The sequence below is a fragment of the Mesorhizobium sp. M0019 genome (assembly GCF_040323975.1).
Lineage (GTDB): Bacteria > Pseudomonadota > Alphaproteobacteria > Rhizobiales > Rhizobiaceae > Mesorhizobium.
Genome location: NZ_JAMYVK010000013.1, coordinates 98,216 through 117,613 on the forward strand (window position 1 = coordinate 98,216; position 19,398 = coordinate 117,613).

Consider the following 19,398-nt stretch of genomic DNA (forward strand, 5'->3'; position numbering starts at 1 on the left):
ACTGCGCTCTAGCGCCGGTCCAGCAAGAAGTTCTTGAAGTGGCCGCAGACGGAGCGCAAATGGCCGACATCGGCACAGAGCGGAGAGGCAGGGCGCAAGCCGTCGCCATGCGGCTGTGGAACAGCCGCTGGCTGCTGGCGGCCGGCCTCGTTGCAGTTCTGATGGTCTATGGTTTTGCCGGCATGTCTGGCTATGTGGTGCTGCTGGCTGGCGCCGTGCTGGTTGCCGCTGCGATGCTGCCGGCCGGCATCGCCCGCCAATCGACCGAAAATGCCGCGGCCATCGAGTCAAGCGTGCAACAACTTTCCGGCGAATATCTCGCGGCGGCGGTTGCCGATCCGCTGATCATTTTCGATCGCTCCGCCGCCATCGTCCACGCCAACGCCGCTGCCTTTGCCGCCTTCGGCGGGATTGCCCCCGGCATGTCGCTGTCGCTGAAATTCCGCGCGCCGGAAATGCAGGCCTTGCTGGATAGTATCTTGGCGGGCAACGTCGCTTCGGACAGCGTCGACTACATAGAAAAGCTGCCGGTCGAACGAGCCTATCGGGTGAGCGCGTCTTCAGTCGGCCATGCCACGGATCTCTACGTGCTGGTGTTCAAGGACCAGAGTGAGGCGCGCCGGATCGACAGAATGCGTGCCGACTTCATTGCCAATGCCAGCCACGAGCTGCGCACGCCTCTCGCCTCGATCGCCGGCTTCATCGAGACGCTGCGCGGGCCGGCCCGCAACGACCCCGCGGCGCGCGAGCAGTTCCTGCAGATCATGCAGAACCAGACCAGCCGCATGGCGCGCCTCATCGACGACCTTCTGTCGCTGTCGCGCTTGGAGATGAAGCCCTATCTCAAGCCGGGAACCGAGGTCGACCTGCGCCAGGCCATCGACAGCGTCATCGATTCGCTTGGGCCGCTCGCAAAGGAAAACGGCGTCGTCATCGAGCGTGATTTCGCGGAAGGGCCGCTCGACGTGCCCGGCGATCGGGACGAGCTTTTCCAGGTCTTCGAAAACCTGCTGGAAAACGCCTGCAAATATGGTCAGTCGGGCGGACGCGTCGTGGTGTCGATCATACGCAGCGACAGCGATCCCGAACCAGGCATCGACGTCACCATCAGGGATTTCGGCCCCGGCATCCCCGAAGAGCACATCCCGCGCATCACCGAGCGCTTCTACCGCATCGACGTCGAGAACAGCCGAACCCAGAAGGGCACCGGCCTTGGCCTGTCCATCGTCAAGCATATCCTGACCCGCCACAACGCCAGACTCTCCATCAGGTCGGAGGTCGGCAAGGGTGCGGCGTTCACGGTCCATTTGCCGGCTCGCTAACGTAGTACTATCTCTAGCACATAATGGGCCGTTTCTTTTTTCTGTCATCCGGCTAGCGTATCAGCGGGGATTCGAGGGAACGACTCAACCACGAGATCCCGGGAAGGCATTTCGTCCATGCAATCCGTGCATATCGTCAGCGCCTATGACGAGGAGCTGAAATATCTGTCGAAGCGCATCGCGGCGATGGGCGGGCATGCCGAGCGCATGGTCGAGCAGGCGGTCGCGGCGCTGGTCAATGCGGATCCGGGGCTTGCCCAGAAAGTCATTCGGGACGACCTGGTTCTGGATGAGGGACAGCGCGAGATCGACGACAAGGCGATCATCATCATCGCCAAACGCCAGCCGATGGCGACGGATCTGCGCGAGATCGTCGGCGCGATCCGCATCTCGGCTGACCTCGAACGGGTAGGCGACCTCGGCAAGAACGTCGCCAAGCGGGTGGTTGCCGTCGCAGACGGGCGCCAGCCGAACAGCCTGTTCCGCGGCCTCGAGGCTTTGGCCAATCTGGCACTGACCCAGCTCAAGGAAGTACTCGACGTCTACGCGTCGCGGTCGGTGGAGAAAATCGGTTTCGTGCGCGACCGCGACGACCAGATCGACGCCATGTACACCTCTCTGTTTCGCGAATTGCTGACCTACATGATGGAAGACCCACGCAACATCACGCCCTGCACACATCTCCTGTTTTGCGCCAAGAACATCGAGCGCATCGGCGACCACGCTACCAACATCGCCGAGACGATCTACTATATCGTCACCGGCGATCAGATGCCGGCCGATCGTCCGAAGGGCGACAAGACGGACAAGATTATTCTTCCCGCAACCCAACCAGCGAAGTGAGTTCTCTCAGAACTGATGCGAATTTCGGATTCGCCACCTGACAGAAAATTGCGCTAAGCTTTCGACGCGCCGACTTCTCAGTTCCGCGATGAAGGCCCCGCCTTCAGGAGGCTGCGATGGAATACGTCCGCGAGTTTGCTCCTGCGCCGCCGATGTCGGGTATAATCGCTTGCGGCGTCTATACGGCTGGGCGGCGCATCGCCGACATTCCGATCGAGGAAGCCGGCGAATGGGCCGGGAAGCCGGGCCACGTGGTCTGGATCGGACTGCTGGAGCCCGACCGCAATTTGTTGCTGCGCGTCCAGGCGCAATTCCATCTGCATGAGCTGGCGATCGAGGACGCCGAGCATCCGCACCAGCGACCGAAGATCGAGCAATATGGTGATGCCCTGTTCATCGTTGCCCGCACGGCGCAGCTGATCGACAGCCGCGTCACCTTCGGCGAGACGCATCTGTTCGTCGGCGCGGGCTACATTGTCAGCGTCAGGCATGGCCCGTCGACCTCCTACGCGGCCGTTCGCCAGCATTGGGAAAGCTGCCCGCATTCGCTTGCCAAGGGCGAGGATTTCGTCCTCTACGCCATTCTCGATTTCATCGTCGACAACTATATGCCGGTGCTTGAGCAGATCGAAAACGAGGTCGAGGCGATCGAGGACAAGGTTCTGCTGAAACCGATGACCGGCTCCGATATCGAACGGCTTTATATGCTGCGCCGCGATCTCTTGCGCCTGCGTAATGCGGCCCTGCCGCTGGTGGAGGTCTGCCGGCGGCTCACCAGCGCCGATCTGCCGCAAATCCACACAGCCATGCACCCGCTGTTTCGCGACGTCACCGACCACATCCGCACTGTCCAGGAAAAGATCGACAGCCTGCGTGAGGTTCTCGCCTTCGCCTTCGAGGCGAGCCTTCTGGTCGGTCAAAGCCAGGAGACGGCGATCTCCAAGAAGCTTGCCTCATGGGCCGCAATCTTGGCCGTGCCGACGGCATTCGCCGGCATTTACGGCATGAATTTCAGCGACATGCCGGAACTGAGGATGGAATATGGCTACCCGGCCGTCCTGGCGGCAATTGCCCTGATCTGCACGTTTCTTTACTGGCGGTTTCGCAAGAATGGGTGGCTTTGAAGCGAGGGCAGGAGGGCAGGAGGGCAGGAGGGCAGTAGGGCAGTAGGGCAGTAGGCTATCGCTTCGGGAGCGCGCTTCTCTACAATTCACCTACTGCCGTACTGCCTTACTCCCCTATTCCCCTAACTATCTGCTCCGCCGCCGCTCCGATGCCGGCTGGAACGCCACGCGGGCGTGGTACTTGCAGTAGGGGCCGGTTTCGGCGGCGTCGTTGCCGCAGAAATGGAAGTCTTCCGAAAGCGGATCGCCGTTCGGCCATTTGCAAGTGCGCTCGTTGAGTTCGACAAGTTGCAGATGCCGCGAGATCGGCACGACGACGTTCTCGACCGGGCGGATATAGTGGCGCGCCACCGGTTCGGCATCGAACTGCGCCTTGAGCGCGGTCGCACCGATCGACATCGAGGTGGTGGCATGGCGCGTGGCGCTTGCTGCCCGGGACACCGATTTCTGGATCGTCGATCCCTGCACCGTCTTCTTCTGGCGTGCCGGTGAGGCGGTCGTGCGTCCGCGACCGGACAGTTTCAGCCGGTGCACTTTGCCGATGACCGCATTGCGGCTGACCCCGCCAAGCTGTGCGGCGATCTGGCTGGCGCTGAGGCCCTCCGACCACAATTTTCTGAGAAGTTCGACTCGCTCGTCAGTCCAGTTCATGAGACCGCGCTCCTGCTGAAACGTGCGGCAATCGGAATCCATTCCCGACCCGGCTTCTGCCGGGCAGACACCACATATATCGGGTGATTAGGTCCGCCGCACGAAATCTAGTTATTTCTCTACTACAATTACCTTATGCGCTGACTCGGTGACAAGAGTCCCAAGGCCAACACGAATCGGTTTTTTCGGTTTTCCCCAACTTGCCCGGTCGCTTATGAGCCGGCGTTATGCTGGGGGGCTTGCCGCGCGACCTTGCGCGACCTTTTCGTTGACTTCACGGCCGAAAAACACGATAAGCCACAAGGGCCGCCGCTTTGGCGGCTTTTTGATTTTTCCGGTTCCGGAGACGCATATAATGAGCGGTTCGGCGCTTTTCGAGACCTTTGTTCGCGCACCCCTGGCTTTCGACCACGGTGAAGGCACCTGGCTGGTCACCGACAAGGGCGAGCGATATCTCGATTTCGCCGGCGGCATCGCCGTGAATTCGTTGGGCTACAGCCATCCGCATCTGGTCGCGGCCCTCACCGAGCAGGCCGCCAAGCTCTGGCACGTCTCCAATCTGTACGAGATTCCGGGACAGAGCCGGCTCGGCGAGCGGCTGGCCGACGCAAGCTTTGCCGACAAGGTGTTCTTCACCAATTCCGGCGCAGAGGCGCTCGAATGCGCCATCAAGACGGCGCGGCGGTACCACTTCGTCAAGGGCCATCCCGAGCGCTACCGCACAATCACCTTCGAAGGCGCCTTCCACGGCCGCACCCTGGCGACCATCGCCGCCGGCGGCCAGTACAAGTATCTGGAAGGTTTCGGCCCCAAGGTCGACGGCTTCGACCAGGTCGGTTTCGACGATGTGGATGCCGCCGAGAAGGCGATCACGCCTGAAACCGCGGCGATCCTGATCGAGCCGGTGCAAGGGGAGGGCGGCATCAGGCAAGTGCCGACGCAATCGCTGAAGCGGCTCAGGCAGCTCTGCGATCAGCACGGACTGCTCCTGATTTTCGACGAGGTCCAATGCGGCGTCGGCCGCACCGGAAAGCTGTTCGCGCATGAATGGGCGGGTGTCACACCCGACCTCATGGCGGTGGCCAAAGGCATCGGCGGCGGCTTCCCGATGGGTGCCTGCCTCGCCACCGACGAGGCAGCGGTCGGCATGACCGCCGGCGTGCACGGCACCACCTTCGGCGGCAATCCGCTGGCAATGGCGGTCGGCAACGCCGTGCTCGACGTGGTGCTGGAAGACGGCTTTCTCGAAGACGTCCGGCGCAAGGCACTGCTGTTGAAGCAGGGGCTCGCTGGCGTCGCCGACGAATTTCCGGATGTTATCGAAAGCATCAGGGGCACCGGCCTGATGCTCGGGCTTAAATGCGCGATGCCCAACACCAAGGTTACGGTGGCACTGCGTGACCAGCATCTCTTGACGGTTCCGGCCGGCGACAACGTTATCCGCCTGCTACCGCCTCTCACCGTCACCGACGCCGAGATCCACGAAGCGCTCGAGCGCATTCGTGCCGGCGCCAAGAGCCTGGCAGATGCCATCGTCGCTGCCGCTGCGAAGTAATCCTGGAATTCCTGATGTCCCTTCGCCATTTCACCGATCTTTCCGCCGTTTCCGAAGGCGATCTGCGCTTCATGCTCGACGACGCAGCGGTGCGAAAGGCAAGGCTCAAGGCCGGCGAACGCAGCAAGCCGCTCGAAGGCAAGGTGCTGGCGATGATCTTCGACAAGCCGTCGACGCGCACGCGCGTGTCGTTCGACGTCGGTATGCGGCAGTTGGGTGGCGAGACGATCATGCTGACCGGCACCGAGATGCAGCTTGGCCGCTCGGAGACCATTGCCGACACGGCCAAGGTGCTGTCGCGCTATGTCGATGCCATCATGATCCGCACCACCTCGCATGACCGGCTGCTGGAACTGACGGAAAACGCTACGGTCCCCGTCATCAACGGGCTGACCGACGAGACCCATCCCTGCCAGCTGATGGCCGACATCATGACCTTCGAAGAGCACCGCGGTCCGGTGGCCGGTAAAACGATCGCCTGGACCGGCGACGGCAACAACGTGCTGCATTCGCTGCTGGAGGCATCCGCGCGGTTCCATTTCAAGCTGAACGTCGCCGTGCCCGAGGGCAGCGAACCGGCCCAGAAGCATGTCGACTGGTCGAAAGCCAATGGCGGCAAGCTGAAATTCACCCGTTCGCCCGAGGAGGCCGTTCACGAGGCCGACTGCATCGTCACCGACTGCTGGGTGTCGATGGGCCAGGAGCACCGTGCCCGCGGCCACAATGTCTTCCTGCCCTATCAGGTCAATGCGGCACTGATGGCGAAAGCCAAGCCGGACGCGCTGTTCATGCACTGTCTACCGGCGCATCGCGGTGAGGAGGTTACCGACGAGGTCATCGACGGACCGCATTCGGTGGTGTTCGATGAGGCCGAGAACCGGCTCCATGCCCAGAAGGCGGTCCTGGCCTGGTGCCTGGGCGCTTGATACGAGCCGCGGTGATCCGGGCCGGCCTGATCTGCGCCGCCTTGATCTGGGCCGCCTTGATCCGGGAGTTGGTGGTGCCTATCTCAGGCGCACCACGCAAATCGAGCGCGTCTCGTCGCATGCGCCCCGGAGGGCGGCATCGCCGCGCCCCGGAGCTTTGTCATGTTGGAAACTCATCAATTGGCTGAACATAAACCCAAGCTCGGCGAATTCGGCTACGCCGGCGACGACCATGTCGTGCCGTTCGAGGTCGGCCCGCTCGACGTGCGCGGTCGCACCGTCCAGCTCGGGCCGATGCTCGATGCTATTCTGAGCCGCCACGACTATCCCGAGCCGGTCGCCCGGCTCCTGGCTGAAGCCTGTGTGTTGACGGTATTGCTCGGAACTTCGCTGAAGTTCGAGGGCAAGTTCATTCTGCAGACCCGCACCGACGGGCCGGTCGACATGCTGGTCGCGGATTTCTCCACGCCGCAAGCGCTGCGCGCTTATGCCCGCTTCGATGCCGACCGGCTGCAGGCTTTGACTTCTGCCGGCGAGACGTCACCGCAGACGCTGCTCGGCAGCGGCGTCCTGGCGCTGACCATCGACCAGGGCGCGCACACACAACGCTACCAGGGCATCGTCCAGCTCGACGGCGTCACACTGGAACATGCCGCACGCACCTATTTCCGCCAGTCGGAGCAGATTCCGACCGACCTCCGGCTTTCGGTTGCCAAGCTTCTGACGCCCGGCGTCGGCGGTGCCCGCGAGCAATGGCGGGCCGGTGGCCTGCTGGCACAATTCCTGCCGCAGTCGGCGGAGCGCATGCGCGTACCCGACCTTCCCGGTGGCGACGGCGATCCGCGTGAGGAAATCCACGACCCGACCGACAATTCCTGGCAGGAGCTGCTGGCGCTGCTTGGTACTATTGAACCGACCGAGCTGATCGATCCGACGATCGGCGCCGAACGGCTGCTTTACCGGCTTTTCCACGAGCATGGCGTCCGCGTGTTCGGCGGGGTGCCGGTCGCCGACCAATGCTCATGCTCGAGGGAGAAGATCCACGGCATCCTCGAAGGCTTTTCCGCCGAGGAGATCAGGGACAGCACCGAGGATGGCAGCATTCACGTCGCCTGCGAATTCTGCTCGAAGCAATATGACTTCGACCCGGCGGAGTTTGCAGCGGCCGGATGACGGCCGTCAATTGATGGTGCGCCGCATTCCCGGCAAGTCGAGCGAGAAGGCGGGGATGGCGACGTCGAACGTCTCGCCCCGCTTGTTGCGCATGGTGTAGTGCCCGACCATGATGCCGGACGGCGTCGAGAGCGGGCATCCAGACGTATACTGATAGCTGTCGCCGGGGTTGAGTCCGGGTTGCTCGCCGACGACCCCGGGGCCGCGCACTTCCTCGACCTTGCCGGTGCCGTCGGTAATGTGCCAGTAGCGCGACAGAAGCTGCACGAACTCATCCGACTGATTGTCGATGGTCACCTGATATCCCCAGACATAACGGTTTTGCGGCGGGTCGGAGTGATCCTCCAGATAGAACGGCCTGACCTGCACTTCGATGTTGCGGGTGACGGCGCTGTACATAAACTGCTCCAAAGCAATGTAGATGGAACTTCGACGCTCAGCGCAGTTTGATCAACGATGCGCGTCATCTTCTTGCCCGACTCGAGGGCAGGTGCCGAAAAACAATGTCATTTAAGTGACACATGACAATGATGGTGTGCAGGCTTGTGCCGGGCGACTCAGCGTTCTGTCGAATTGTTGAAAACGGCCGTCATGCGGCCGGCACTTCTGGAGTGACCAGATCTCGATGGAACCGACATTCGCAGCCGCCCTCCTTTCCATAGCCCTCCTTCTTTCAAATCTCGCCAGCATCCTGTTAGCTTCGCTGAAGCTGAAGCGACCAGGCAGGATCGCACCGCCCGCGGCCAACGCGCCGCCGGTATCGATCGTCATCCCGGCGCGCGGCGTCGAGCCGTTTGCCGAAGAGACGCTGGAGCGCGCCTTCTCACTCGACTGGGCGCGCTACGAACTCATCTTCTGCGTTGCCCATGCCGACGACCCGGTGGTCAAGCCGATCACCGCCGCAATGGCGCGCTTTCCAGCTATTCGCGCCCGCCTTCTAGTCGGTGACGACCGCATCAGCGGCAATCCAAAACTCAACAATTGCGTGAAGGGTTGGGAAGCGGCGCATTATAGCTGGGTCATCCTTGCCGATTCCAACGTGCTTATGCCGAGCGACTACGTCCAGCACCTGATGGCGGCGTGGCGGCACGACACCGGCCTCGTCTGCTCGACGCCGATCGGCTCGCGGCCGGACGGCTTCTGGGGGGAGGTCGAATGCACCTTTCTCAACACGCTGCAGGCACGCTGGCAGTACGCCGGAGAGGCGCTCGGCCTCGGCTTCGCGCAGGGCAAGAGCATGTTGTGGAATAAGCCGATGCTCGACGCCAATGGCGGCATCTGCGCGCTTGCTGCCGAGATCGCCGAAGACGCCGCCGCGACCAAGCTGGTCAACGGGTTCGGACTGCGGGTCAATCTTGTCGCCTCGCCCTTCGAACAGCCGCTCGGCCGGCGCACGTTTGGCGAGATCTGGTCGCGGCAGGCGCGCTGGGCGCGGCTGCGCCGCGTCACCTTCGCGCTGTTCTTCGCCCCCGAGATCCTGATCGGCGCAGCGCCGCCGCTGGTGCTTGCGCTGATCGCGGCGGCTGACGCCGGCGTCAGCCTGCCGGCAACCGCCATCGCCGTGCTGGTCGCGGCCTACCTGCCGGAATGCGCCTTGGCCTCGGCCAAGGGATGGCACCTGTCGCTGCGCACCATCCTGGCGATGATGGCGCGAGACCTGATGCTTCCCGCCATTTGGGCGCGCGGATGGCTGAGCGGCGCCGTCGACTGGCGCGGCAATGTGATGACTATCCAGACCAAGGCCGTCGCAGAGCTGGAAGAGACCCCGTCCGGCGCCTGATCGGCGCGTCCCCGCTCGCCTCTATTCGGCCAGCCCTTATCCGGCAACTCTCAGTGCCTGCTCGATGTCTTCGAGCAGGTCGTCGGCGTCCTCAAGGCCAACTGACAGCCTGAGCGTTCCCGGTCCGATGCCGAGCTCGGCGCGGGCCTCATCGGTCAAGTTCTTGTGCGTCGTCGTCGCCGGATGGGTGATCAGGCTCTTGGCGTCGCCGAGATTGTTGGAAATCAGCACGACCTCGAGTGCGTTCTGGAAGGCAAAGGCCGCCTGCTTGCCGCCCTTCACATCGAGGCAAATCAGCGTCGAGCCGCCCGACATCTGCTTCTGGACCACGGCCGCTTGCGGGTGGTCGGCGCGGCCGGGATAGATGACGCGGGCGATTTGCGGGCGCTCGGCCAGGAAATCCGCGATGCGGCCGGCACTTTCCGTCTGCTGGCGTACGCGTAGCGGCAGCGTCTCCAGGCCTTTCAGCAGCGTCCAGGCATTGAAGGGCGAGAGGCTTGGGCCGGTGTGGCGGAAATAGTCATGCAGGTTCTCGTCGATCCATTTCTTGTCCGACAGAACGATGCCGCCAAGACAGCGCCCCTGGCCGTCAATATGCTTCGTGGCCGAATAGACGACGATGTGGGCGCCAAGCTGCAGGGGTTTCTGCTGCAAGGGCGTAGCGAAGACATTGTCGACGATCAGCCTGGCGCCGATCGAATTGGCAAGTGCCGCGACGGCGGCAATGTCGACTACCTCCAGCGTTGGATTGGTAGGGCTTTCCAGGAAAAACAGTTTGGTGTTGGGCTTGACCGCCTTTTCCCAATTGGCGATGTCGGTGCCGTCGACCAGCGTTGCCTCAATGCCGTATTTCGGCGCCAGCGTCTCGACCACCCAGCGGCAGGAGCCGAACAGCGCGCGCGCCGCCACGATATGGTCGCCCGCCTTGGCGCTGCACAGCAGTGCTGCCGTCACCGCCGCCATGCCGGATGCCGTGGCGCGCGCGTCCTCGGCTCCTTCCAGCGCGCACATGCGTTTCTCAAACATGTCGACCGTCGGATTGGCATAGCGCGAATAGATGAAGCCCGGCTCCTCGCCCTTGAAGCGGGCCTCCGCCGCTTGCGCCGTCTCGTAGACATAGCCTTGGGTGAGATACATCGCCTCGGAGGTCTCGCCGAAGCCGGAACGCAGCGTCCCGGCATGCACGAGTGCGGTCTGAGGCTTCCAGTCGCGCTTCTTGGTCATCATTCCATCCAAACACCAAAATTGGTCCAAACAACAAAAAACCGGTCGCGAAAGTCGCAACCGGTCCATATGGCCTTGCGGCCCGACGGTCCTTTAGCGACTTGTTTAACGTGGCTGCAAGCCGACCGGCCAAATCACCACGGGATAACGAGCTTTAGACCCGCGCCACGCTTGCGTCAATTGCCGGCATGATTAAGAGGGTTGTACCAAGCAGGTGCCAAAGGCGTCCTGCGACAGAACAAGACCTCGCCCGGCGTTCGAACGGAGCCAGACCCTTGCGGCAGACAGGCATTCTTCCCGATCAGGATATTTCCGCGCTGTTCCAGACGGGCGCGCTGAAATCGCCGCGCACGCTCGATGCCGATCAGATCCAGCCGGCCAGCCTTGACCTCAGGCTCGGCGACAAGGCCTGGCGGGTGCGCGCTTCCTTCTTGCCCGGCCCGGACCACAGGGTTGTCGACAAGCTCGACCGGCTGAAGCTGCACGAGATCAACCTCGCCGAAGGTGCCGTGCTGGAAACCGGCTGCGTCTACATCGTGCCGCTGCTCGAAAACCTGGCGCTGCCCGCCCATATTTCCGCCTCCGCCAACCCGAAAAGCTCGACCGGACGGCTCGATATCTTCACCCGGGTAATGACCGACCGTGGCCACGAGTTCGACAAGATCGCCGCCGGCTATGAAGGCCCGCTCTATCTGGAGGTCAGCCCGCGCACTTTCCCGATCGTCGTGCGGACCGGCTCGCGGCTGTCGCAGATCAGGTTCCGCACCGGCAATGCGCTCTTGTCGGAAAGCGAGCTGCACGAGTTGCACCGCGCCGAGATGCTGGTCGCCACCGAACCGCCCAACATCTCAGGCGGCGGCATCGCGCTGTCGATCGATCTCGACGGCGACAAGGACGGGCTGGTCGGCTATCGCGGCAAGCACCACACCGGCCTGGTCGACGTCGACAAGCGCGCCGCGCAGGATGTGGTCGATTTCTGGGAGCCGCTCTACAAGAGCGGTGCCGGCGAGCTGGTGCTCGATCCGGACGAATTCTATATTCTGGTGTCGCGCGAGGCGGTGCATGTGCCGCCACTCTACGCCGCCGAAATGACGCCTTTCGACCCGCTGGTCGGCGAATTCCGCGTCCACTATGCCGGCTTCTTCGATCCGGGTTTCGGCCATTCGGCGTCGGGCGGCACCGGCAGCCGGGCGGTGCTCGAGGTGCGTAGCCACGAAGTGCCGTTCATCCTCGATCACGGCCAGATCGTTGGACGGTTGGTCTACGAGCACATGCTGAAACGGCCGCGGGCGCTCTACGGCACAGATCTAGGCTCGAACTATCAGGCGCAGGGTCTGAAATTGTCCAAGCATTTCCGCGCCGCGCGCTGAGCTTGTTCGCAATTCCGTCAGCCGCGAAACAGATATTCTTTCGCGGCGCCAAGGCAGCCATGAAACTGACCGATAAAGAGCAGTTCTCGCACTGCCAATCGCTTCTTCCCCCAAAATCCTCTGGTTTGCTTCTCGTCGTCAAGTGAGGCGCTTGAGCTGGACTGCAAGGGGAACAACTGCTTGTCGATACATCCCAGCACATGGGCTCTGGCGGAGTCGACACCGCAGGCTCTGCCATTGTCGTTCAGTCTGTCAGCGCGGAGTGCGGACGTCATGCGATCCGCGTTGCGCATCAGAAAGCTCACTTGCGATTTCGAATAGCCGGTGGCCAGAAGCCGGTTAGTCATCGACATCCGGGCCTCGCGATAGGATTTTGCGCTGCATTGTCCGGCGCTGTAAGCCGCTGGGGAGAAATAGGCGAGGAACAGGACTAAACTTACGAACACAGTGCCAATCCGCAGGCCGTTCATTTCTCGCCCCTGAATTATGTCACCAGTTTACAACGCCTTCACCGCCACCTTCACCGGCTGCTCGATTTCAAGCGGGTTGCGCAAAGGCAGGCCGAAATCCTGCGCCTCGATTTCGAATACGTCGCCGGCCTCGGTCCTGATGCCGTCGGCGAAGGACAGCGTCGCCGTGCCGAACATGTGCACATGCACGTCGCCCGGCTGGCGGAAGGCCGAGTATTTGAAGTGGTGATGCTCGAGATTGCCAATGGTGTGCGACATGTTCGCCTCGCCCGACAGGAACGGCTTTTCCCAAAGCAGCTTGCCGTCGCGCAGGATGCGTGAAGCGCCGCGGATGTCGGACGGCAGGTCGCCGATCAGGATCTCCGGCCCGAACGAGGCGTTGCGCAGCTTGGAATGGGCGAGGAAGAGGTAGTTCACACGCTCGGTGACGTGGTCGGAAAACTCGTTCGACAGGGTGAAGCCGACACGGAACGGGGCGCCGTCGTCACCGATCACATAGATGCCGGCAATTTCCGGCTCCTCGCCGGCATCCTGAGCGAAGGCGGGCGACATAAGCGCCGCCCCGGGCGCTACTGCCATGGTGCCGTTGCCCTTGTAGAACCATTCCGGCTGCACGCCGGTCTGGCCTTTCGCCGGCTTGCCGCCCTCAAGCCCCATGCGGAACATCTTCATGGAATCGGTCAGCTGTTCCTCGCCGTCCGTGCTGAGCTTCTTGTGCATGGAATCGCGGGTCGCGGCGGAGCCGAGATGCGTCAGCCCGGTGCCGGTGAGATGGAGATGCGCCGGATCGGGATGGTTGATCGGCGACAGCAGCCGGCCCTTCTTGTAGGCTGCGTCGAGATCGACGGTTTCGCCGAAGCCCTTGCGCTCGATCAGGGCGACAAGCCCGCTGCCGGTACGCGCGGCTTCCATCGCCAGCGAATAGACGCTGCGGGCGCCGTTGATGACGCGGGTCTTGCCGCCGTTGCGGGCAACGACGCGGATCGTCTCGGCGTCGTCGAGGATTTGTGAGATCAGCATGGTAACCCTCTCTGAATTGTGGGCTGGCCTGCCCTTTCTCGGCAAACCCTGCCCCGCGCGGCCCGGACCCTGTCCGCGCCTCGGTTGAAATTCTTCGTCCGGATTGCGCTCGCGGATCAGGTCCCTCGGGGGGGACTTCTTTGCGCCGCCCGGCAGCGCCGCGATGTGACCCGTATGCCTCCTGGTTGCCTCTCAAGCCTTGTTCTTGTTGTAGACGTCGAAGACGACGGCGCCGAGCAGCACCAGGCCTTTGACCACCTGCTGCCAATCGACATTGACGCCCATGATCGACATGCCGTTGTTCATGACGCCCATGATGAAGCCGCCGACCACCGCGCCGATCACCTGGCCGACGCCGCCCATCGCCGAAGCGCCACCGATGAACACCGCGGCGATGACGTCGAGCTCGCTGCCGAGGCCGGCCGCCGGCACAGCCTGCCCCAGGCGCGCTGCGATAATCAGGCCGCCGAGTGCCGACAGCACGCCCATATTGACGAACACCATCAACGTCAGCCGTTCGGTCTTGATGCCCGATAGCTGGGCTGCCTTGGCATTGCCGCCCATCGCATAGATGCGACGGCCGATCGTCATGCGTTTGGTAACGAAGACGAACAACGCGATCAGCACGCCCATCACCATGAGAACGATGGGGAGGCCCCTATAGGTGGCGAATTGGTAGACGAGAAACAGCGCCAGCGCGCTGATCACCAGGGTCTTGACGACGAACAGCGAGAAGGGCTCGGCTTCGTAGCCATGCTTTTCGCGGGTGCGCCGTGCCCTGAGCCCGAAATAGGCATAGGCGAGCACGGCGACGAGGCCGATCACGATCGTCGTCAGGTGCAGCGTCAGGCCGCTGCCGACAATGGTTTTGCCGGCGGCGTTCACGGTTGGCGGTATCAGCGTCAATGGGCCGATCAGGTCCGGAATGAAGCCGGAACTGAGCGCCTTGAAGCCGACGGGAAGCGGCCCTACGGAAGACCCGCCACCCAGCAGCGCCTGGCAGATGCCGCGGAAGATCAGCATGCCCGCCAGCGTGACGATAAAGCTCGGTATTCGGTGATAGGCAATCCAGTAGCCTTGTGCCGCGCCGATCGCACCACCGACGATCAGGCAGATGATCGACACCACCAGCGGATTGCTCAATGGGCCAAGCGGCCAGATGACCATCATCATCGCCGCCAGTGCGCCGATGAAGCCGGCGACGGAGCCGACGCTGAGATCGATGTGACCCGAAACGATCACCAGAAGCATGCCCAGCGCCATCACGATGATGAAGCTGTTCTGCTGCACGAGATTGCTGAGGTTCACCGGCTTGAACAGCGTTCCGGACGTGGTGAACTGGAAGAACACCATGATTGCGATCAACGCCAGCACCAACCCGTATTCGCGCAGGTTGGTGACCAGCGCCGAGACGGCAATGCGAGGTCCCTGTTGTAGATCCTGGGCAACGCCGGTCTGCGGCCCGGGAGCGCTTTCGGTGCTCATGATGCTTTTCCTTCTCCGCGGACGATGGCGCGCATTATCTTTTCCTGGCTGGCGTCGCTTGCCGCCATTTCGCCGACGATGCGTCCTTCGTTCATGACGTAGATGCGGTCGGTGATGCCGAGCAGTTCGGGCATTTCCGACGAGATGACGATGATTGCCTTACCCTCGGAGGCGAGACGCGCGATGATCGTATAGATTTCATACTTGGCGCCGACGTCGATACCGCGTGTCGGCTCGTCGAGGATCAGCACTTCCGGATTGGCGAACAGCCATTTCGACAGCACCACCTTCTGCTGATTGCCGCCAGAAAGGTTGCCGGTCATCTGGTAGACGCTCGAGGCGCGGATATTGGTCCTGCCGCGATAATCGTTGGCGACCGAAAGCTCGCGCAAATCGTCGATCACGCCGTGGCGCGACACGCCGGGCAGGTTGGCCAGCGTGATGTTGTGCTTGATGTGGTCGATCAAGTTGAGACCGTAGGTCTTGCGGTCCTCGGTAACGTAGGCGATGCCGTGTTCCACCGCCTTGCTCACCGAAGAGACGTCGATCGGCTTGCCGTTGAGGAACACCTCGCCGGTGATGCGACGGCCATAGGAGCGGCCGAACAGGCTCATGGCAAACTCGGTCCGGCCGGCGCCCATGAGCCCGGCAATGCCGACCACTTCGCCCTTGCGGGCGTTGAGGTTGATACCCTTGATGACCTGCCGCTCGGCATGGATGGGGTGGTAGACCGACCAGTTTTTCACTTCGAGAACGGTCTCGCCGATCTTCGGCTCGCGCGGCGGATAGCGGTCGTCGAGCGAACGGCCGACCATCGAGGTAATGATGCGGTCCTCCGAGATGTCCTTCTTGGCCAGCGTCTCGATGGTCCGCCCGTCACGGATGATGGTGACCTTGTCGGCGACCCGGTTCACCTCGTTGAGCTTGTGCGAGATCAGGATCGAAGTGATGCCTTGCCGCTTGAATTCGAGCAGCAGATCGAGCAGCGCCTGGCTGTCCTTTTCGGACAGGCTCGCGGTCGGCTCGTCGAGAATGAGCAACTTCACTTCCTTGCTGAGCGCCTTGGCGATCTCGACCAGCTGCTGCTTGCCGACGCCGATATTGGTGATCAGCGTGTTGGGGTCTTCCTTGAGGCCGACCTTCTTGAGCAGGGCGCTGGTGCGCGCCTCATTGGCATTCCAGTCGATGACGCCGTATCTGGCGTGCTCGTTGCCGAGAAAGATGTTTTCGGCGATCGACAGCATCGGCACCAGCGCAAGCTCCTGGTGGATGATGACGATGCCCTTGCGCTCGCTGTCATGGATGCCTTTGAAATGGCACTCATCGCCGCGATAGATGATCTGGCCGTCATAGGTGCCGGACGGATACACACCCGACAGCACCTTCATCAGCGTCGACTTGCCGGCGCCGTTCTCGCCGACCACGGCATGGATCTCGCCTTCCTCGACCATGAGCTTGACGTTCGACAGCGCCTTGACGCCGGGAAACGTCTTGGTGATGTCGCGCATCTCCAAAATCGTCGATGCCATTGAGAATACCACTCCTGCGAGGTCCGCAAACAATACCGGGCTGGCTCGCCAACGAAAAGGGGCCCTGCCTGCGCAGGACCCCAGGCTTTGTAACCGCGATTACTTCAGCTCTTCGGCCTTGATGTAGCCGGAGTCGACCACCAGGGCCTGATAGTTCGACTTGTCGACGTCGTGCGGTGTCAACAGGATCGAGGGAACGACCTTGACGTCGTTGTTGTAGGTCGTGGTGTCGAGGCCTTCCGGCTTGCCGCCCGAGAGCACCTTGTCGACGAGTTCGACCGTCGCCTTGGCGAGTTCGCGGGTGTCCTTGAACACGGTCGAATACTGTTCGCCGGCGATGATCGCCTTGACCGAAGCGGTCTCGGCGTCCTGTCCGGTGACGATCGGCCATGGCTGATCGGCGGTGCCGTAGCCTACGGCGCGCAGCGAAGCGATGATGCCGCGCGACAGGCCGTCATAGGGCGAGAGCACGCCATCGACGCGGCTGCCGTCCGAGTAGTTGGCGGAGAGCAGATTGTCCATGCGGGCCTGGGCGGTTGCCGCCAACCAGCGCAGCGTGCCGACCTTGTCCATGCCCATCTGGCCGGACTTCACGACGAGGGTCTTGTCGTCGATCAGCGGCTGAAGAACCGACATGGCGCCGTTATAGAAGAAGAACGCATTGTTGTCGTCCGGCGAACCGCCGAACAGCTCGATGTTGAACGGGCCCTTCTTCTCGGGATAACCGAGACCCTTGAGCAGCGATTTGGCCTGGATGACGCCGACGCCGAAATTGTCGAAGGTGGTGTAGTAGTCGACATTTGGCGTCTTCTTGATCAGGCGGTCGTAAGCGACGACGACAACGCCGGCGTCATTCGCCTTCTGCAGCGCATCGCCCATCGTGGTGCCGTCGATCGAAGCGATGATCAGCGCCTTCGGGCCCTTGGTGATCTCGTTTTCCAGCTGGCTGAGCTGGTTCGGAATGTCGTCCTGCGCGTACTGCAGGTCGACAGTGTAGCCCAGAGCCTCGAGCTGGGACTTGACGGCGTCGCCGTCGTTGATCCAGCGCTGCGAGGTCTTGGTGGGCATCAGCACGCCGATCAGGCCTTCGCCCGCCTGCGCCGGCAGCGTCATGGCCGCGATGCCTAGGGCCGCGACGGCGGCCAGTGTCTTGACAATCTTCACATTAACTCTCCCTGGTTGATGGACGCGTACCCTTGGGTTTCGTGGGCCGCGCAATCGTGCAGGAGCGCCAAACGCGCCGCTGCCGTCAATCGATCTCCGGTATCCTCCCAATCGGCCCCGAGACTCTGGTTTCATCGATACGAGTTTTCCCTCGTCACCGACCGTCAAGCCTCAGGACGCGCGAAGGGTGTGTCGCTTTGCCATAACTGTCAAATGCGATCTTTGATGGTTGCTATATCGAGACTGATATGGCTTAGGCTAGTGACGACGCTGCCGGATTTTGCCGGGGCGCCGGGCGTAAGAGTAGGGAAGAATCATGGCGGCGCTGCGAAATCCTGACGGAATATCAGCCAGTTACGATGAAATTCCGGGTGATGGCGGAACCTTGCTGCGCAGCGGCTTGAGCCTGCGTCACATGCGCATGATCGCAGCCCTCGACGAGCACGGCCGGGTGAGCGCCGCGGCCCAGGTCATGAACATCTCGCAGCCGGCGGCCTCGCGCATGATCGCCGAGATGGAGGCCGTGCTCGACGTCAAGCTCTGCGAAAGGCTGCCGCGCGGCATCACGCTGACACCCTATGGCAAGGCGTTGGCACGGCGCGCGCGATCGATCCTGCTCGAGATGCGCGAGGTCGACCGCGAGATTTTCGAGCTCAAGGCGGGCAAAGGCGGCTCGGTGTTCCTGGGCGCGGTGACAGCACCGGCGATCGAGCTGGCGGTGCCGGCGATCCGCGAAATCCGGCGCCTTTATCCGCGCATCGAAATCACCATGCAGGTCGAGACCTCGAACGTCCTGGCGCGCGAGCTGATCGCCTCGCGCCACGATTTCATCATCGCCCGCATCCCCGACGACCTCAATCCGCGACTGTTCGAAGCGCGCGTCATCGGCGTCGAGAAAGCCTGCCTGATCGTGCGCCGCGGCCACCCGCTGACCAAGGGCAAGGCGGTGCGGCTGGAAGACACCGCCGCCTATGACTGGGTTTTCCAGTCGGGCGGCTCGCCGCTGCGCCAGGCGATGGAGAGTAACTTCCTGAACCGAAACATCGCGCTGCCGGACCGCATTCTCAACACCAGCTCGCTGCTATTGACTCTGGTCATGGTCGCGCAATCCGACGCCATCGCGCCGGTGTCGATCCAGGTCGCGAAGTTCATCCAGAACCCCGAAGGCCTGGCCGGCGCTATCGATGTCGTCCAGACTGAATTCGACATCGAGGTCAGGCCCTACAGCCTGATCACGGTGAAGAACCGCGCGCTGTCACCGGCAGCCAAGATGCTGCACGATTTTATCTTGCGAGAGGTGGGCTGAGGGTTGGAGCGGGTAGCGGGCGCATCCCGTGGCCGGCCAGACGACCAGACAGGCCCGCCAGCACCGGCGCCGATGCACGTCGGCCACTACTGCCTGATGCTCAAAAAAAGCCCGCCAGCAGAAGCCAGCGGGCCAAGGGTAGACTTTCCGGTTGGGGTCATGCGAGGCCCCGCCGACCCTCAATGTGAGATATTCCACGAACTGGCACATCGGCCAAACAGATGAAAGACGGCCAGCCGGGCTGTAAAACTGCCTATAAATCCGCTGGTTTTCAGCTTGGCCAGAACAAGTGCAATGCACCGGGGGCAAAAGCTGGAGCGGGTAGCGGGAATCGAACCCGCGCGTTCAGCTTGGGAAGCTGACAAGCTACCATTACATCATACCCGCGCTGGTTCCTCCGATATCATGGCCCGGCGCCGATGCGCAATCCGGTTTGAGGGCTCGGCTTGATGCAGG

Annotated in this window: 17 protein-coding genes, 1 tRNA gene and 1 riboswitch; of the genes, 9 read left to right on the forward strand and 9 right to left on the reverse strand. The window is 62.4% G+C overall.

Annotated features, from left to right (window positions below; translation table 11 throughout):
* Positions 1–59: 59 nt before the first annotated feature.
* From NKK47_RS12360 to NKK47_RS12370, 3 genes are all read left to right on the forward strand, one after another.
* Entirely contained in the window at positions 60–1,322 is a 1,263-nt protein-coding gene (locus NKK47_RS12360) for a sensor histidine kinase (protein ID WP_352570369.1), read from the forward strand.
* Positions 1,323–1,439: 117 nt separating this feature from the next.
* Positions 1,440–2,165, forward strand: a complete 726-nt coding sequence (phoU, locus tag NKK47_RS12365) for a phosphate signaling complex protein PhoU (RefSeq protein ID WP_023677346.1) — start codon at positions 1,440–1,442, stop codon at positions 2,163–2,165.
* 116 nt (positions 2,166–2,281) lie between these two features.
* Positions 2,282–3,289, forward strand: a complete 1,008-nt coding sequence (locus NKK47_RS12370) for a magnesium and cobalt transport protein CorA (protein WP_023677347.1) — start codon at positions 2,282–2,284, stop codon at positions 3,287–3,289.
* Between the two features lie 126 nt (positions 3,290–3,415).
* Here the strand turns inward: NKK47_RS12370 and NKK47_RS12375 are convergent, their stop codons facing one another.
* Complete coding sequence (locus NKK47_RS12375) at positions 3,416–3,940, reverse strand: GcrA family cell cycle regulator (RefSeq protein WP_023677348.1); 525 nt, start codon at positions 3,938–3,940, stop codon at positions 3,416–3,418.
* 355 nt (positions 3,941–4,295) lie between these two features.
* On the opposite strand from NKK47_RS12375, the gene NKK47_RS12380 reads away from it, so the two are divergent.
* The 3 genes from NKK47_RS12380 to NKK47_RS12390 all read left to right on the forward strand — a co-directional run bounded on the left by NKK47_RS12380 (position 4,296) and on the right by NKK47_RS12390 (position 7,594).
* Complete coding sequence (locus NKK47_RS12380; protein ID WP_023677349.1) at positions 4,296–5,495, forward strand: aspartate aminotransferase family protein; 1,200 nt, start codon at positions 4,296–4,298, stop codon at positions 5,493–5,495.
* Between the two features lie 14 nt (positions 5,496–5,509).
* Positions 5,510–6,421, forward strand: a complete 912-nt coding sequence (gene argF, locus NKK47_RS12385) for an ornithine carbamoyltransferase (protein WP_254816329.1) — start codon at positions 5,510–5,512, stop codon at positions 6,419–6,421.
* A 162-nt stretch (positions 6,422–6,583) separates the two neighbouring features.
* On the forward strand, positions 6,584–7,594 hold the full coding sequence (locus tag NKK47_RS12390) for an Hsp33 family molecular chaperone (RefSeq protein WP_352576981.1): 1,011 nt from the start codon (positions 6,584–6,586) through the stop codon (positions 7,592–7,594).
* A gap of 6 nt (positions 7,595–7,600) precedes the next feature.
* Here the strand turns inward: NKK47_RS12390 and apaG are convergent, their stop codons facing one another.
* Positions 7,601–7,993 (reverse strand): Co2+/Mg2+ efflux facilitator ApaG/CorD, encoded by a 393-nt coding sequence (apaG, locus tag NKK47_RS12395; RefSeq protein ID WP_352576983.1) that lies wholly within the window; start codon positions 7,991–7,993, stop codon positions 7,601–7,603.
* Positions 7,994–8,219: 226 nt separating this feature from the next.
* Here apaG and NKK47_RS12400 point away from each other — a divergent pair, with 226 nt between their 5' ends.
* Positions 8,220–9,374 (forward strand): glycosyltransferase, encoded by a 1,155-nt coding sequence (locus tag NKK47_RS12400; RefSeq protein ID WP_352576985.1) that lies wholly within the window; start codon positions 8,220–8,222, stop codon positions 9,372–9,374.
* 36 nt (positions 9,375–9,410) lie between these two features.
* Here the strand turns inward: NKK47_RS12400 and NKK47_RS12405 are convergent, their stop codons facing one another.
* Entirely contained in the window at positions 9,411–10,601 is a 1,191-nt protein-coding gene (locus NKK47_RS12405; protein WP_352576987.1) for an O-succinylhomoserine sulfhydrylase, read from the reverse strand.
* 70 nt (positions 10,602–10,671) lie between these two features.
* Positions 10,672–10,749: riboswitch (SAM riboswitch) on the reverse strand.
* 124 nt (positions 10,750–10,873) lie between these two features.
* On the opposite strand from NKK47_RS12405, the gene NKK47_RS12410 reads away from it, so the two are divergent.
* Positions 10,874–11,968 carry a 2'-deoxycytidine 5'-triphosphate deaminase gene (locus NKK47_RS12410; RefSeq protein ID WP_352576988.1) on the forward strand — a complete coding sequence of 365 codons (1,095 nt, stop codon included), beginning with the start codon at positions 10,874–10,876 and terminating at the stop codon, positions 11,966–11,968.
* Between the two features lie 17 nt (positions 11,969–11,985).
* Here the strand turns inward: NKK47_RS12410 and NKK47_RS12415 are convergent, their stop codons facing one another.
* The 5 genes from NKK47_RS12415 to chvE form a co-directional block, all read right to left on the reverse strand.
* Complete coding sequence (locus NKK47_RS12415; protein WP_352541309.1) at positions 11,986–12,438, reverse strand: hypothetical protein; 453 nt, start codon at positions 12,436–12,438, stop codon at positions 11,986–11,988.
* 27 nt (positions 12,439–12,465) lie between these two features.
* On the reverse strand, positions 12,466–13,458 hold the full coding sequence (araD1, locus tag NKK47_RS12420; protein ID WP_292659523.1) for an AraD1 family protein: 993 nt from the start codon (positions 13,456–13,458) through the stop codon (positions 12,466–12,468).
* A gap of 192 nt (positions 13,459–13,650) precedes the next feature.
* A complete protein-coding gene (gene mmsB, locus NKK47_RS12425) occupies positions 13,651–14,943 on the reverse strand; it encodes a multiple monosaccharide ABC transporter permease (RefSeq protein ID WP_352576990.1) in 1,293 nt (430 codons plus the stop codon).
* Entirely contained in the window at positions 14,940–16,472 is a 1,533-nt protein-coding gene (mmsA, locus tag NKK47_RS12430) for a multiple monosaccharide ABC transporter ATP-binding protein (protein WP_023677359.1), read from the reverse strand. The genes mmsB and mmsA overlap by 4 nt, the downstream gene beginning before the upstream one ends.
* Before the next feature lie 99 nt (positions 16,473–16,571).
* Positions 16,572–17,636, reverse strand: a complete 1,065-nt coding sequence (chvE, locus tag NKK47_RS12435) for a multiple monosaccharide ABC transporter substrate-binding protein (RefSeq protein ID WP_023677360.1) — start codon at positions 17,634–17,636, stop codon at positions 16,572–16,574.
* Positions 17,637–17,952: 316 nt separating this feature from the next.
* Here chvE and NKK47_RS12440 point away from each other — a divergent pair, with 316 nt between their 5' ends.
* Positions 17,953–18,942 (forward strand): LysR family transcriptional regulator, encoded by a 990-nt coding sequence (locus NKK47_RS12440; RefSeq protein ID WP_352448650.1) that lies wholly within the window; start codon positions 17,953–17,955, stop codon positions 18,940–18,942.
* Positions 18,943–19,255: 313 nt separating this feature from the next.
* Here the strand turns inward: NKK47_RS12440 and NKK47_RS12445 are convergent.
* Positions 19,256–19,329 (reverse strand) — tRNA-Gly (locus NKK47_RS12445).
* Between the last annotated feature and the right edge of the window lie 69 nt (positions 19,330–19,398).